This is a genomic window from Novosphingobium sp., from assembly GCF_040398825.1.
Classification (GTDB): Bacteria; Pseudomonadota; Alphaproteobacteria; order Sphingomonadales; family Sphingomonadaceae; genus Novosphingobium.
Genome location: NZ_JBBATI010000011.1, coordinates 1 through 14,497, shown reverse-complemented (window position 1 = coordinate 14,497; position 14,497 = coordinate 1). Strand labels below are relative to the sequence as shown.

Below are 14,497 nucleotides of genomic sequence, written 5' to 3'. Positions count from 1 at the left end.
CATTGGCCACAGTCATGGCGCGGGGCAAAAATAATGCCCGGATTTCGCGCTATTCCATGCGTCGCCGGCCATCGCAAACCCGGCGCAGGCTGTCGTGCGGCACCACAATTGTCGTCAAACTACCGTCAAACTGCCGCCGTTTTGTAACAATCGGCGCCTAGCGGCTCGGTCAACAAAGACAGTTCATACCGCAACCCACGGGAAAATTCTTATGCGCTCATCCTCCGCTCTTCGTCTACAGCTGCTTTTGGGCACTGCGCTGTTTGCCACCATCCTGACCCCGGCGGCCGCCATGGCCGCCGCCGATGCACCCCCGGCTGCTGCAGCCGCGCCCGATGGTGACAGCGCACCGATCCCCGAAATCGTGGTCACTGCCACCAAGCGCGAAACCAACCTGCAAAAAACCCCGATCGCGATTTCGGTGCTCAGCCCGTCGGTGATCGCCGATCGCCACGTGCAAAGCCTGATGGATCTGGCCGACGGCGCGGTACCATCGCTGCGCATCGCCACGTTTGAAGCGCGTCAATCCGCACTGACCATCGGCATTCGCGGCATCGTGCCGTTTGACGCCAACCAGACCGCGCGCGACCAGGGTGTCGGCGTCTATATTGACGGCATCTATCTGGGGCGCCAGCAGGGGCTGAACGCCGCATTGTTTGATGTGGAACGGATCGAAGTGCTGCGCGGCCCGCAGGGCACGCTGTTCGGCCGCAACACCGAAGGCGGCGCGCTGAGCATCGTGACCAAGGCCCCCACTGGCAAGTTTGGTGGCACCGTGGTTGCCGGCGCCGGCAATTATGGCAGCCACAGCGGTGAAGTGCACCTCAATCTGCCCGAATATGCGCATATTTCGGTCAAGATGGATGGCGTGATCCAGCATCAGGACCCCACCACCCGCGATCCGCTGGCCTCGTCGATCGGCTGGAACGCCTACAACCGCGTTGGCGGCCGCATTTCGGCACGGTGGAAGCCGATTGACGGCTTCACCGCCGATTTCTCGTTCGACAAGGCAAAGGACGAAAACACCCCGTTCTACAGCCAGCTGGTCAATTACAACCCGCTCGGCCGCACGGTTGGCGTCTATACCGGCAACGTGCTGGGCGCGCCCGTCGGTGGTACTTGCACGCCGAAGTGCATCGCGCCGCTGGCACCGCTGGTTGGCGTCCACGCTACACGCCAGGACGTGGCCGATGTCGGCGTGCCGCAGCAGTACAGCGTCGATCAGACCCAGGGCGTCAGCGCGCGCCTGGCATATAAGGTTTCGTCCGGGCTGGAACTGCGGTCGATCACCGCATGGCGCCGGGTTGAAACCAACCAGTGGGACAATTCGGGTGGTCCGGAACGCGTTCCCTTTGTGCCCAACGGCAAATTCAGCCGTTACAGCCTGTCGGATCTTTATCAGAGCCAGTTCACCCAGGAATTGCAGGCAGTCGGCAGCCTGCCGCAGCTCGATTACGTGGCCGGCCTTTATTATTTCAATGAACAGGTGCGCGAATCCGCCGCCACCCCGTCAACCAACACCTGGAACGCGGATGGCACTGCCTATACCATCAACAGCCCCAACGTGATCGGCGCGGTCACCTCGGGCAACCAGGGGTGGGAATATGGATCACGCTTTTTGCAGCGTGCCAGCCAGGCCCGCACGCGCAGCTATGCTGCGTTTGGCCAGGCGACCTATTCGCCCGACTTCGCCAGCCAGTTGCACCTGACCGTGGGTGGCCGTTACACCAAGGACAAGCGTGACGGCGTGCTGTACATGGTGTCGGGCGTATCGACCAACTACCTGCTCAGCTATGACAAGGGCCGGTTCGATCCGCTGGTGGTGCTGGCCTATGACGCTGCGCCGGGCATCAATTTCTATGGCAAATATTCGACCGGTTTCCGCGCCGGTGGCGCCAACGACCGTTCGTCGAATTTCCAGCCGTTCGGCCCAGAGGCGGTCAAGGCCTATGAAGTCGGCGCAAAGCTGGAAATGCTGGATCGCAAGCTACGTGTAAACCTGGCCGGCTATGTCATGGACCGGTCGAACACGCAGGTCGATTTCGACAATGTCGATACAAACCAGTTCCTGCCGGGCACGGCGATTGCCAACCCCAACTACAACCTGCACACCGAAAACACCGCAAACGCACCGGGCAATTCGAAAATCCGCGGGTTTGAAGCCGAAGTCACCGCACGGCCGATCGACAACGTGACGCTGGGCGCATCGTATGCCTATACCTACACCGACATCCCGGTCACGGCGAACCCCAACCCGGGTCCGACGTTCGGCCTGCCGACGCAAGTGTTTGTGGTCTATACCCCGCGCAATGCTGCTTCGGCCTATATCGATTACAGCCTGCCGATCGGTACCGCCGGTACCAATGTGCGCGTTCACCTCGATGCCAACTACGCCTCATCCAATTACAGTTTTCAGTCTGAAAACGTGAAGGCCGATGCCAGCTTCATCGTCAACGGCCGCATCGCGCTGGCCGATATCGCGGTCACCGACCGCAACACCGTCACGCTGTCGGTGTGGGCCCGCAACCTGTTGAATGAAAGCCATATCTATCGCCGTTCGGCGGCCAATGCGGCCACCCTGGGTGATTACGCCAACTTCAACACGCCGCGCACCTTTGGCGCCGAAGTCCGCGCCAAGTTCTGATCGCGGTGTACTGACGACCAATCGGGCGGGGCCGCGCACACACGCGCGGCCCCGCCCTTTTTTTGTGGCTGGCATCCCGGCGTGGCGCGGTATAGCCGCTGCCAGGCGCCGGTGGGCGTGGCGCACAATGGTGGAGGCACGGGGCAATGGCACAGCAACATATAGTCGGCATCCTGCGCAGCCGGGCACTGCTGCTGGCGCTGGCGCTGATTGGCACTGCCCAACCGATCCGTGCCCAATTGCCACCCCCGCCGATTGTCGGCGGCTGGCAGGTGGTTGATCACCCCGACCAGGACCCTGAAGTGCGGGCCGCGGCACAGGCGCTGGTGGGACAGCTGCCGCTGCGGCATCATCGCCTGCGCGCGGTCGAGACGGCGCAGCGCCAGGTGGTGGCCGGCACCAATTTCCGCCTGGTCGTGCGCGTTGCAGGCCATGGCCGCTGGTCGGCCGTGGTGTGGCACAGACTGGATGGCACTTATGCGGTGGCCGATGTCCTGCGGATACGCAGTCGCACGTGGTGATGGTCCTGCCTGGTAACGGCAGTTCAATAAAAACAATGTCTTGGTTCACTACTTGGGCCGCAGAGCGCGTGTCTTTGACCGATTGCGCCACCGTGCCTGTTCCTGCCTATACATTTGCAACATGATGTGATTTGCTTGTGTCCTGATAAGAACAGCGCAACCAGCCTGTTCACCGGGGGAACTTGCACATGGCTCAGGTCAACATCGACAGTGCCTCGCTGATTGCGCGGGCAAAGGGCATCTTGCTGAAACCTGCCGACGAATGGCCGGTGATCAAGGCCGAAACCACATCTTCGGCGGCGATTTTCACCGGCTATGTCGTACCGTTGGCCGCGATCGGCCCGGTGTGCCAGTTCATCCATGGTCAGCTGTTCGGCATCGGCATGTTCGGGTTCAGCTATCACCCCGGGTTGATCAGCGGTCTGGCGGGCGCAGTGGTGTCGTATGTGCTGGCGCTGGTCGGGGTCTATGTGCTGGCGTTGATCGCCAATGCGCTGGCGCCCAATTTTGGCGGGCAGTCCAACCGCGACAACGCGATGAAGCTGATTGCCTATGGCGCGACTGCCAGCTTTGTCGCGGGGGTATTTTCGCTGCTGCCGGGGTTGGGCGTGCTCGGGCTGCTGGGGCTGTACAGCTTTTACCTGTTCTATACCGGCGCCGGCCCGATGATGGCGGTGCCGCAGGACAAGGCGCTGACCTATACGCTGGTCACGCTGGTCTGCGCGGTGGTGCTGAGCGTGGTGGTCAGCGCGGTCAGCATGCCGGTGGTCAGCCTGTTTGGTGGCGGCGCAATGTCGGGTTCGCTGGGCAGCAATGACGTGACTGGCAAGATCGGCTTGCCCGGCGGCGGCTCGGTCGATCTGGGGCAGGCGAAGCAGGCTGCCGATCAGATGGCGGCAGCCGCATCGGGCAAAAAGACCCCGATCGCTCCTTCGGCGCTGCAAGAACTGCTGCCCGCTGCGATCGGATCATACACGCGCACTGCGGTCGAATCGTCGGCCATGGGCGGGGTCGGCAGCACGGCCGAGGGCACCTATACCTCTGGCAGCAACAGCTATCACCTGAAAGTGGCGGACATGGCGGCAATCGGCGCGATCGCCGGTCTGGGCGCAGCAATGGGCGTAGAGGAAAACAAGCAGGACGCCGACAGCTATGAAAAGACCGGCACGGTCGATGGCCACCTGCAAAACGAATCCTGGAACAAAACATCGTCCAGCGGCAAATTCGGCATGATCGTCGGCAACCGCTTTTCGATCGATGCCGAAGGCTCCGCCGCCAGTGTCGATGATCTGAAGGCTGCCGTCGCCACCATCGACCAGGGCAAACTGGCCAGCCTGGCACACTGATCGGCCACGATTACACTTTGCGCGCGGCAATGATCGCCCCGCCAGTGCCGCGCTGAACCAGCACGGCGCTGGCCAGGCCATCCGCCTGCGCGCGGGGCAGTGCGAACCCGGTTGAACGCCCGCTCCAGTCGCCCAGCCGGACCAGTTCGCGCACCACGTTGCGCTGCGCCAGTGTGCGGCCCCCGTTTTCGCCCGCGCGCACTGCCACGTCTATCGTGCGCGGGTCATAGCGTACCAGCCAGACCGTGGCTGGCGCGACCTGGCCGTTTGCGGCACCCGCGACCGCGACATGACCGGCGTTGATGGAAATCACCGGGGCATCGCTGGCAAAGCCCGATTCCGCCACCGCTGCATTCAGCGCGCGGCGGTCGGCGCCGACCACGGTGCGCGTGCCGTTGATGACAAATTCGGGGGTGGCGACTTCGCCTTTGCCGGCGCGGGCGTAATCCACCTGCCGCGCGGTGAACAGCGGCGAACCAAACGTGTCGGTCCAGCCCAGCCGGTCCCAATAGGTAACCGCAAACGACAGCGCCAGCACATCGCCGCGATTGGCGATGGCGTTCAGATCGGCCTCTGCCGGCGGGCAGGATGAACAGCCCTGGCTGTGGTACAATTCGATCACCACCGGGCCGGCCGTGGTGTGGGTGACGGCGGCGTGCGGCATGGTCGCGCCGGTCGTGGTGGTGGCCGCCACGGCCAGCAGGGCGCCCGCGATCAGCGCCGACGGAATGATGAAGGTTCGTGGGTGCAGCATTGAGCGCGCCTTTGTGCCGGAATGGCCGACCGGATTGATCGGTGCATACCAGACATTCGCGCGCGCACCGGTTTCGGTTACAGCCCCAAGTCTATCGCATGATCAGGGTTGATTTTACTGAACTTAGCCCCTCCCATCAGGGGCTACGGCATTCACACATTCGCTTTTTGTTCGTCATTCCTGCGAAGGCAGGAATCCAGTTTCCACTTTTTTCCAAGACGTTAGGCCGACTGGATTCCTGCCTTCGCAGGAATGACTATGTTCTATAACATATTGATTTCAGAATATTCTTGCGCGCACATTGCGATGTGTGAACCCGGTAGCCCATCAGGGGAGGGGTTGGGGGGGTGTCCAACGCCCGCGATGGTGCGCCTCATAAGAGCGTCGGACACCCCCACCCAACCCTCCCCCTGAGGGGGAGGGCTTAAAGTTCTGGCGTTTCACCAAATATTGTCAGAGCTTACCCCAGCGCGGCCTGTTTCTCTTCGGCCAGGCGGTCCAGCTCCGCGCGGCTTTTGCGGGTGGAGGCGGTTTTCAGCTGGCCACAGGCGGCATCGATGTCGCGCCCGCGCGGCGTGCGGATCGGCGCCGAAATCCCCGCGTCAAACACGATGTCGGAAAAGCTGCGGATGCGTTCGGGGGTGGAACATTCATAGGGCGCGCCGGGCCAGGGGTTGAACGGGATCAGGTTGACCTTGGCCGGCAGGCGAAAATGGCGCAGCAGCCGCACCAGTTCGCGCGCGTCATCATCGCTGTCGTTCTTGTCCTTCAACATGACATATTCAAACGTGATCCGCCGCGCGTTGGATGCGCCTGGGTATGCGGCGCAGGCGTTCAACAGTTCATCGATGCCGTATTTGCGGTTGATCGGCACGATTTCGTCGCGCACCTCTTTGGTGACGGCGTGGAGCGACACCGCCAGGTTCACGCCGATTTCCTCACCCGCGCGCGCCATCAGCGGCACCACGCCGCTGGTTGACAGCGTGATGCGGCGTTTCGACAGCGCCAGCCCGTCGCCGTCCATCACCACTTTCAATGCGTCGCGCACATTGTCGAAATTGTACAACGGCTCGCCCATGCCCATCATCACGATGTTGGTCAGCAGCCGCCCGTCGGCGCTATAGGCCTGCGCCGCGTCGGCACTGCCGTCATCATCGGGTTCATCCTCCAGCCCGGCCATGTTGCCGCCGGCCTTTGGCCATTCGCCCAGCGCGTCGCGTGCCAGCATGACCTGCCCGACGATTTCGCCAGGCGTCAGGTTGCGCACCAGCCGCATCGTGCCGGTGGCGCAGAACCGGCAGTTGAGCGTGCACCCCACCTGGCTGGAAACGCACAGCGTGCCGCGATCGGCATCGGGGATGAACACCATTTCGTAATCGTGGGCATCGGCCGTGCGCAGCAGCCATTTGCGCGTGCCGTCGGTCGATGCCTGTGCCTCGACAATTTCGGGCCGGCTGATCACGAAACGATCGTTCAGCCACGGCCGCATCGTTTTGGCGATATCGGTCATCGCATCAAAATCGGTCACGCCGCGGTGATAGATCCAGTGGAACACCTGTTTTGCACGCAGCTTTGCCGCGCGCGCATCCAGCCCCGCCACCACGAACAAGTCGATCAGCCCCAGCCGCGACAGGCCGACCAGATCGACCCGGCCATCGGCGCGTGGAGTGACTTCACGGGGAACGGGCACCGGGTCGATATGGCCCGGGATGGTCATCAGGGGTGTTGGCATTCGCGCCCTATAGTCCGCAGCGCGGTTTTTCGCAAATCGTGTGCGTTAACCGCCGGCACAGCCCAGGCTGGCGGCATCCATTGCCGATGCCGCGCCCGCCAGGTGATAGGCATCGCGCATCGGGCGGCCATCGCGGCCCGATGCCGTCACCGCCATTTCGCCATTGCTGCGCAGCGCGGCAATGATCGCGGCATCCACGCGCCGGTCCGGCGCCCAGGCATCGATGCCGGCCTCGGTCAGCGGAAATTTCTGCCCGTTGATGGTTAGGCTTACCGGCCTGCCCGGCGCCGGCGTGCGCGACAGCCGCACGTGCACTTCACCCCGGATGCCGCGCCGGGGCCAGTTGGCCACGGTCACATAACCCTGCGTTTCGCGGCGCGTGCCTGGCATATCGATCGGCATGGCGATGGCATAGCAGCGCGGCACCGCAGAATCGCGAAACGCGCCCCAATCGTTCCACATCCCCAGCCGGTCGCGCGCGCACGCCGGTTGCGCGGCGGCAAGCGCCAGCGGCACCAGGCACCAGCGCCTCATTCGCTCACCATGTCGCGATAGGCAACCACATCGTTGTCGGTGGCGATCCACAGGCCATCCTGCACCGCCGTTTCCGCCGCCGCCGCCATCGCCAGTGCCGCAGACAAAGGCCCATACATCAGCGTTTCGGCCACGCCGCCCTCGGCACTGTCCGACAGAAAATACAATCGCACGGTGGCGGCATCGTCGGTCGTGCGCATCAGTCGGGCACTTCGCTATCAGGCAGCCGCTTGCCCGCCAGATCGCGCACGGCGCGGTCCTTGTCCGCTGCCGTGGCGCGGCGTGCGGCGCCGGTCTGGCCATGCAACGCACGGTTTTGCGCGGCGGCCTGTGCCGCATCGGCACGGGCGCGGGCCTTGCGTGCCACGCGCAGGTTGATCACCTCTGCCATCAGGCGTGTTCCGTCCCTTGCGTGCTGCCATAGACCACCGTTTCGGCGCCCGCTTCGATCATGGCGATTGATCCCTGCACCAGCGATGGCGCAATCGGCACGCCCAGGTCACCATGCACCGGATACCCCGCCATCATCCCGCGCAACACCCGGCTGGAAATGCCGTGCATTACCACCACATGGTCGCCCGGCGCCGCGCCCGGCCCGGCCAGCCAGCGCGCCAGCCGCGCGGCAATCGCGGGGTAATCTTCACCATCCGGCGCTGGCCGCAACAGATGGTCGGGCAGGCGGATCGGGCCATGCTCTGCCTCAACCGCGTCATAACTGCGCAGACACCACGATCCCATGTCGATTTCGCGCAGATCGGGCGTCTGCTGCGCGGCGAACCAGTCGCTGCCAATCGCTTCGCCGATCAATGCCAATGTCTGCAACGCGCGGCCGGTGTCGGACACATGCACATGCACCGTGGGGCGGGGGCCCAGCTGTTCCAGCAGCGCCTGGCCCATGCGCGTCGCCTGATCACAGCCCAGTCGGGTCAGCGGGGTGTGGATAGTGTTCGATTGCAGGCGGCGCGTCTGGTTATAGACCGTTTCGCCGTGGCGCATGATGAAATGGCGGGTCATCGCGGCGGGGTTCCTGCGGGCGGATAGGCAATCGCGATCACTTCCCATTCCTTGGTGCCGCCGGGCAATTGCACCCGGCGCAGATCGCCCACCCGGCTGCCGCGCAGCGCGCGTGCAATCGGCGCGCCCCACCCGATCATGCCGTGGGTGGCATCCTGTTCATCATCGCCGACCAGTGTCAGCGTGCGGCGGTTGTCATCATCATCGGCGATTTCCACCGTTGCGCCAAACAGCACGCGGGTCTGGTCCTCCTGACCCGCCGGATCGATCACCCGCGCCGCCTTCATGCGCTTGGCCAGCCAGGTCAGCTCGCGGTCGATTTCGCGCATGCGTTTGCGGCCATACAGATAATCGCCGTTTTCCGAACGATCGCCATTCCCCGCCGCCCAACTGACGATTTCGACAATCTGCGGGCGTTCAGTGCCCAACAGATGATCATAACGCGCGCGCAGCGCCGCGATGCCGGCGGGTGTGATCGGGTTGCCTTCGGCTTTCATGTGCTCAGCCGGGGTTCGATTTGCCCAGGAAATGGCTCATCGGGTTGGGCCCGCCATAGCTGGCGCGTTCGGGGTTGATCGCTTCATAGACCACCGCGTTTTCCAGCACGTGTTGGACATAGCCGCGTGTTTCCTGGATCGGGATATGTTCGATCCAGTCCACCCATTCAATTTGCCCGGTGCGCGGGTCGCCATTGGCGCGCAGCCATTTGCCGACATTGCCCGCCCCGGCGTTATAGGCCGCCACCGCCAGCGGATAACTGCCGCCAAACACCGACAACAGATGATCGAAATACGCCCCGCCGATCGCCATGTTGAACTGCGGATCGGCAATCAGCGTGGTCGGCAGCGCGTTGGGCGAATAGCTCAGCCCCAGCTTGCCCGCCTGTTCGCCCGCGGTGCGCGGCATCATCTGCATCAGCCCGCGTGCGCCGGCATGGCTGACCGCGTTTTGCGCAAACTGGCTTTCCTGGCGGATGATCGCGTGGATCATCGTCCACGACCGGGTGCGATCGGCCGGCACCGGGATCAGCGGAAAGGCGACGCGGGTAAAATCGTCATAGCCATGCGTGGCCGCCGCCGCGCCGACAATCACGCCCAGGTCGCGCCGACCCAGCCCTTGCGCCAGTTCGGCCACCAGCTGGTGTTGCCCGGGGGTTTCCTGTTCTTCGGCAATCTGTTTGAAAAAGCGGATCGCGGTGCCAAAATCGCCATCGCGCGCCACCTCTTTCACCGCCGCCGTAATCGGCGCGGCGGCAAACCGTGCGCGTTCATCCGGGGTGGGCTGCGGCGGGTTGGCCACGGCAAAGTGCGGCACCGTCTGCCCCACGCGTTCCAGCGCCAGCAACCCGTAAAACTGGTCGGGAAAGCGTGCTGCGGCGGCAAAGGCATCCTGCGCCTCTGCCGCGCGGCCGTTGCGCGCCAGCGCCAGGCCAGCCCAATATTGCCCCTTGGCCTTTACCCCCGGCCCGCGCGCGGCGGCGGCATAGCGGCGGAACAGCGTTGCCGCAGACGGGCCATCACCCTGTTGCCACAGCGCCCGCGTGCCACCCAGCCACATCAGCGATGTGTAATCATCGCGCACCGCATAGCTTTGCCGGCTGATATCCTCACCCGGGGCAAAGGCATCGGCCGCACCCATGGCAATCCGCGCCGTGCTGGCCGCATCGCTCAGCTCCGCCGCGCCGCGCGCCGCCGACAGCAATTCGCTGATCCAGCGTGGCCGGTCAAACGGCTGTGCGGCCAGCATCGGCCGCCCCGCCAGATACATGGCCTCCGCCCCGATCCGCCCCAGCCGGTGCAATTCGCGCGCGCGTGCAAACACAAAACCGGGGTCGGCATCCAGCTGCGCCGCCGGCAACGCCGCTGCTGCATAGGGGTCACCCCCCGCCAGCGCCGCCAGCCGCCCGCGTGCCACCGCGCGCACCGTCGGCGAAGTGGATGCCAGCAACCGTTGCGCCGGCGCCACCGCCCCCGCCCACAACAGCGCATCAATCCGCGCATCATGTTCCGCCGTGGTCAATCCGCTGCCCCAAAAGGTCAGGATCGCGGTTTCGCTGGCGTCGCTCATCACCCCGCCGCGCCATGCCGCATGCGCCACATCGGTCGCCTCCGCCCGGCCCAGCGCGCGCAGCGCCAGCGCATATTGCGCGCGGCCGGCATTGGTCAGCGGCGGGGATCGGTCAAAAAACGCCACGATGGATGACGGGGGCGGGGTTTCATGGTCCAGCGCGGCCTCTGCCGCACGGCGCAACCGGTCAACATCGGGAAAATCGGGATAGCTGGCCACAAACCCGGCATATTCGGCAAAGCCATAACGCGCGCTGCTGGTCAGCGCTTTCCACCGGTCGATGGTCTGCGCGATCGGGCTTTGCGATTGGGCCAGCAATTGCGCGCGCGCGTGGTCCCACGCGGCGGCCTGGTTGTCGGCATCGCTGGCATGGCACGCGGTCGATCCGGCAATGGCGGGAATCAGCAGCGCCAACCTGGCCAGCACGCCCAATCGCTGCACGATGGGCGCCATCCACCGTCCCTCACGCGACGGTGAAGGGCGGATGGCAGCGGTTTGCATCGGCAAACCGGCGGGCAAGGGCATGTCCATGCTGGACATCGGGGGGGGCATCTTCCTATCAGGCGCTTGGGTGCGGGCGCTGCGACGCAGGCCCGCCATTGGTTTATGCCCCAGTTTGAGGAACAAAGTCCATGTTTTCCGGCTCCATTCCCGCTTTGGTGACGCCTTTTCGCGACGGGGCGCTGGATGAGAAAGCGTTTCGCCGGCTGGTGGACTGGCAGATTGAAAACGGATCGTCCGCGCTGGTGCCCTGTGGCACCACGGGCGAAAATTCCACGCTGTCCAATGCCGAACACCACCGCGTGATCGAATTGTGCGTGGAACAGGCCGCCGGCCGCGTGCCGGTCATCGCCGGCTGCGGCAGCAACGACACCATGAACGCCGCGCTGCACATGACTTTCAGCAAAAAGTGCGGCGCCGCCGCCGCGCTGCTGGTCGCCCCCTATTACAACCGCCCCAGCCAGGCCGGCCTGATCGCGCATTTCAGCTATCTGGCCGAACACAGCGATCTGCCGATGGTGCTGTACAACGTGCCCGGCCGCACGGTGACCGACATCCTGCCCGAAACCGTCTGCGAACTCGCCAAGCGCTTCCCCGACCGCATCATCGGCATCAAGGACGCCAGCGGAGACCTGTCCCGCGTCACCGACCACCGCATGGGCATCGGCAAACATTTCTGCCAGCTTTCGGGCGATGATGAACTGGCCCTACCCGCCAACGCCGCCGGCGCCGTCGGCTGCATCTCCGTCACCGCCAACGTCGCGCCCCGGTTGTGCGCCGATTTCCAGGCCGCCTGCGCCGCCAACGATTTCGTCCTGGCCCGCGAACTCAACGACCGGTTGTACCCCTTGCACTACGCCATGTTCGAAGACGCATCGCCCGCACCGCTGAAATACGCCCTGACCCGCGTGCACAACTGGATCACCGACGAACTGCGGTTGCCGCTGGTAACGTGCAGCGCGCCCGCGCGCGCAGCGGTTGATGCGGCGTTGGTGCACGCGGGGCTGGTTTAGTCTGACGGGTGAATTGGGTCCGCGCGCGCGGCATCAGGCAAGCTGTGGCTCCCGCAAAAAAATGCATTCGCGTTATTGGCTGCCAAGACCGCCGGGCTGGGCCAGCCAACCCGGCCCAAACCCCATCAACTCATCGACCACCCATGGCTCGCCGTCAGGGATTGCCCGGTCAGGGCGCTGGTGGGGAAGGCGGCGAAGAACAGGGCGACTTCGGCGATGTCTTCGACCGTGGTGAATTCGCCGTCGACCGTCTGCCCCAGCATGACCTTTTTCACCACGTCGTCTTCGCTGATGCCCAGTTCCCTGGCCTGTTCGGGGATCTGTTTTTCAACGAGGGGCGTGCGGACAAAGCCGGGGCAGATCACGTTGCTGCGCACGCCTTTGGGGCCGCCTTCCTTGGCGATCACGCGTGACAGGCCCAGCAACCCGTGTTTGGCGGTGACATAGGCGCTTTTCAGCGGCGATGCCTCTTTCGAATGGACCGATCCCATGAACAGCACGGTGCCGCCGCCATTGGCGTACATGTGTGGCAGGACCGCCTTGCTGGTCAGGAATGCGCCATCCAGGTGGATGGCCAGCATCTTTTTCCAGTCGGCAAAGGCATAGTTTTCCACCGGGTTGACGATCTGGATGCCGGCGTTGGAAATCAGGATATCGACCGTGCCCCAGGCATCGACCACCGCGGCCACGCCGGCGTTCACCTGGGCTTCGTCGGTCACATCCATCGCCACCGCCATTGCCGCGCCGGGGTGATCGGCATTGATGGCATCGGCGGCGGCCTGCGCCGCGTCCAGCCGCAGATCGGCAATCGCCACGCGGCCATTGGCGGCGGCAAACCGGCGCGCGATGCCCAGGCCGATGCCGCTGGCGGCGCCGGTGATCAGGGATACGGTGTTGTTGAGTTCCATGGTGGGGGGCCTTTTTTGTGGTGGGTGTTGTTTGGGGATTTTGACGTCCCCTTTTAATTCGTCATTCCTGCGAAGGCAGGAATCCAGTTCTGATTTCTCGCCACGCGGTTAGGCTGACTGGATTCCTGCGTTCGCAGGAATGACGAGGTTGAGAGTTGGTGTGTGGGCGGGGGAGGTGGAGGGGCGTTTATGGCTTATTCCAGGTCGAAGGTGACGATGCCGTTTTTGGGCGGCACGCGGTGTTGCCAATGCGGGTTGGCGAAGGATCGTTCGACGTCGGCTTTGCCCGACTGCCAGTGGCCGGTGATGGTCGCGCGTGAAAATTCATAGTCTTTTCCCTGGGATTCATAGTCTTCGGACCGGTTGATCAGGTGCATCACGGTCACCGGCCCGCCGCAGTGGCGCGTGGTCAGCATGCGGTAATCGGGATCATCCTTCAGGCTGTCGGGCAGTTTGGCGGCCAGGCGCGCCAGCGTTTCTTCCAGATCGGCAAGGCGCGTCTGCACATCGGTGTTCAGGCGCGTGCGGCTAGAATAGCGGATATCCTTTTCGCGCTGCACCGCCTCTGCAATCGAACGCGGCATCATCCCGCGCGCGCTGAACAGATCGACCTGGAACACCAGCAGCGGTTGTTCGCTGCGTTCGTCCAGCACGAATTGCAGCGGGGTGTTGGATACGATGCCGCCATCCCAATAGGGTTCGCCATCGATCATTACCGGGGGAAAACCGGGCGGCAGCGCGCCGCTGGCCATCACGTGGTCTGCGCCGATGCGCCGGTCGCGGTTGTCGAAATAGATGAAATTGCCCGACAGCACATTGACCGCGCCCACGCTGAACCGCATCGGGCCATCATTCAACAGATCGAAATCCACCAGTTCGTTCAGCGTTTCGCGCAACGGCGTGGTGTCATACAGGCTGACCGCCTCGGCCGATCCGGGCAAGGCCATGGTCGGCGTGGTCCAGCGCGGGGTGAAAAACCCCGGGATGCCGGTCAGCGCCACGGTGGCGGCGGCGGCATCGTTGAACAGTTTGCGGCCCCAGCCTTCCTGAAACGGCGCGGCGAACGGCACCCGGCTGGATGCGCGGTCCCAGAATGTGCGTAATGCCGCCAGCCGGCGTTCGGGCGGATTGCCGGCGATCAGCGCGGCATTGACCGCGCCGATCGATATGCCGGCGATCCAGTCGGGGTCAAACGTGGCGGCCTCCAGAGCTTCGAACACGCCGCCCTGGTAAGCGCCCAGCGCGCCGCCGCCCTGCAGCACCAGCACGCAGGTTTCGCCGTGGTTGGTGGTGGTCATGGCGGGGCAAACTCCTGAAGCGTGGGTCATTTTGCGCTGCACAAAGTGTACGGGTGATGACCGCGCGTGTCATGGTCTGTTTCGAAAGTCGCTGAAAAGCGACTTTGTGCCACCCACCGCCCCGCACCCCCGGCCCATCCGCCCATTCAAGGTATCCTGTGGGCG

Annotated in this window: 14 protein-coding genes; 4 read left to right on the top strand and 10 right to left on the bottom strand. The window is 64.2% G+C overall.

Annotation, left to right across the window (positions count from 1 at the left end; all coding sequences use genetic code 11):
* The first annotated feature begins 211 nt into the window (after positions 1-211).
* The 3 genes from ABWP89_RS07570 (at position 212) to ABWP89_RS07560 (ending at position 4,511) form a co-directional block, all read left to right on the top strand.
* Positions 212-2,644 carry a TonB-dependent receptor gene (locus ABWP89_RS07570; RefSeq protein ID WP_353228339.1) on the top strand — a complete coding sequence of 811 codons (2,433 nt, stop codon included), beginning with the start codon at positions 212-214 and terminating at the stop codon, positions 2,642-2,644.
* A gap of 146 nt (positions 2,645-2,790) precedes the next feature.
* Positions 2,791-3,165 carry a cystatin family protein gene (locus tag ABWP89_RS07565; protein WP_353228337.1) on the top strand — a complete coding sequence of 125 codons (375 nt, stop codon included), beginning with the start codon at positions 2,791-2,793 and terminating at the stop codon, positions 3,163-3,165.
* A gap of 188 nt (positions 3,166-3,353) precedes the next feature.
* Complete coding sequence (locus ABWP89_RS07560) at positions 3,354-4,511, top strand: Yip1 family protein (RefSeq protein WP_353228336.1); 1,158 nt, start codon at positions 3,354-3,356, stop codon at positions 4,509-4,511.
* 10 nt (positions 4,512-4,521) lie between these two features.
* Here ABWP89_RS07560 and ABWP89_RS07555 read toward each other — a convergent pair whose 3' ends face one another.
* The 8 genes from ABWP89_RS07555 to ABWP89_RS07520 form a co-directional block, all read right to left on the bottom strand.
* On the bottom strand, positions 4,522-5,265 hold the full coding sequence (locus ABWP89_RS07555; protein WP_353228335.1) for a DUF1223 domain-containing protein: 744 nt from the start codon (positions 5,263-5,265) through the stop codon (positions 4,522-4,524).
* A 460-nt stretch (positions 5,266-5,725) separates the two neighbouring features.
* Entirely contained in the window at positions 5,726-6,997 is a 1,272-nt protein-coding gene (gene rlmN, locus ABWP89_RS07550; protein ID WP_353228334.1) for a 23S rRNA (adenine(2503)-C(2))-methyltransferase RlmN, read from the bottom strand.
* 45 nt (positions 6,998-7,042) lie between these two features.
* Positions 7,043-7,531 carry a hypothetical protein gene (locus tag ABWP89_RS07545; protein ID WP_353228333.1) on the bottom strand — a complete coding sequence of 163 codons (489 nt, stop codon included), beginning with the start codon at positions 7,529-7,531 and terminating at the stop codon, positions 7,043-7,045.
* Positions 7,528-7,731 (bottom strand): hypothetical protein, encoded by a 204-nt coding sequence (locus ABWP89_RS07540; protein ID WP_353228332.1) that lies wholly within the window; start codon positions 7,729-7,731, stop codon positions 7,528-7,530. The genes ABWP89_RS07545 and ABWP89_RS07540 overlap by 4 nt, the downstream gene beginning before the upstream one ends.
* Positions 7,731-7,922 (bottom strand): DUF4169 family protein, encoded by a 192-nt coding sequence (locus ABWP89_RS07535; protein WP_353228331.1) that lies wholly within the window; start codon positions 7,920-7,922, stop codon positions 7,731-7,733. The genes ABWP89_RS07540 and ABWP89_RS07535 overlap by 1 nt, the downstream gene beginning before the upstream one ends.
* Positions 7,922-8,545, bottom strand: coding sequence for a phosphoglycerate mutase family protein (locus ABWP89_RS07530; RefSeq protein ID WP_353228330.1), 624 nt, complete (start codon positions 8,543-8,545; stop codon positions 7,922-7,924). Before ABWP89_RS07530 ends, ABWP89_RS07535 begins: the two co-directional genes overlap by 1 nt.
* Positions 8,542-9,042, bottom strand: a complete 501-nt coding sequence (locus tag ABWP89_RS07525) for a GreA/GreB family elongation factor (protein WP_353228329.1) — start codon at positions 9,040-9,042, stop codon at positions 8,542-8,544. Before ABWP89_RS07525 ends, ABWP89_RS07530 begins: the two co-directional genes overlap by 4 nt.
* 4 nt (positions 9,043-9,046) lie before the next feature.
* A complete protein-coding gene (locus tag ABWP89_RS07520; RefSeq protein WP_353228328.1) occupies positions 9,047-11,065 on the bottom strand; it encodes a lytic transglycosylase domain-containing protein in 2,019 nt (672 codons plus the stop codon).
* Positions 11,066-11,244: 179 nt separating this feature from the next.
* Here ABWP89_RS07520 and dapA point away from each other — a divergent pair, with 179 nt between their 5' ends.
* Entirely contained in the window at positions 11,245-12,126 is an 882-nt protein-coding gene (gene dapA / locus ABWP89_RS07515; protein ID WP_353228327.1) for a 4-hydroxy-tetrahydrodipicolinate synthase, read from the top strand.
* 125 nt (positions 12,127-12,251) lie between these two features.
* Here dapA and ABWP89_RS07510 read toward each other — a convergent pair whose 3' ends face one another.
* Both ABWP89_RS07510 and ABWP89_RS07505 read right to left on the bottom strand, forming a co-directional pair.
* Complete coding sequence (locus ABWP89_RS07510; RefSeq protein ID WP_353228325.1) at positions 12,252-13,034, bottom strand: 3-hydroxybutyrate dehydrogenase; 783 nt, start codon at positions 13,032-13,034, stop codon at positions 12,252-12,254.
* A 194-nt stretch (positions 13,035-13,228) separates the two neighbouring features.
* Positions 13,229-14,332, bottom strand: a complete 1,104-nt coding sequence (locus ABWP89_RS07505) for a DUF3734 domain-containing protein (RefSeq protein WP_353228323.1) — start codon at positions 14,330-14,332, stop codon at positions 13,229-13,231.
* Between the last annotated feature and the right edge of the window lie 165 nt (positions 14,333-14,497).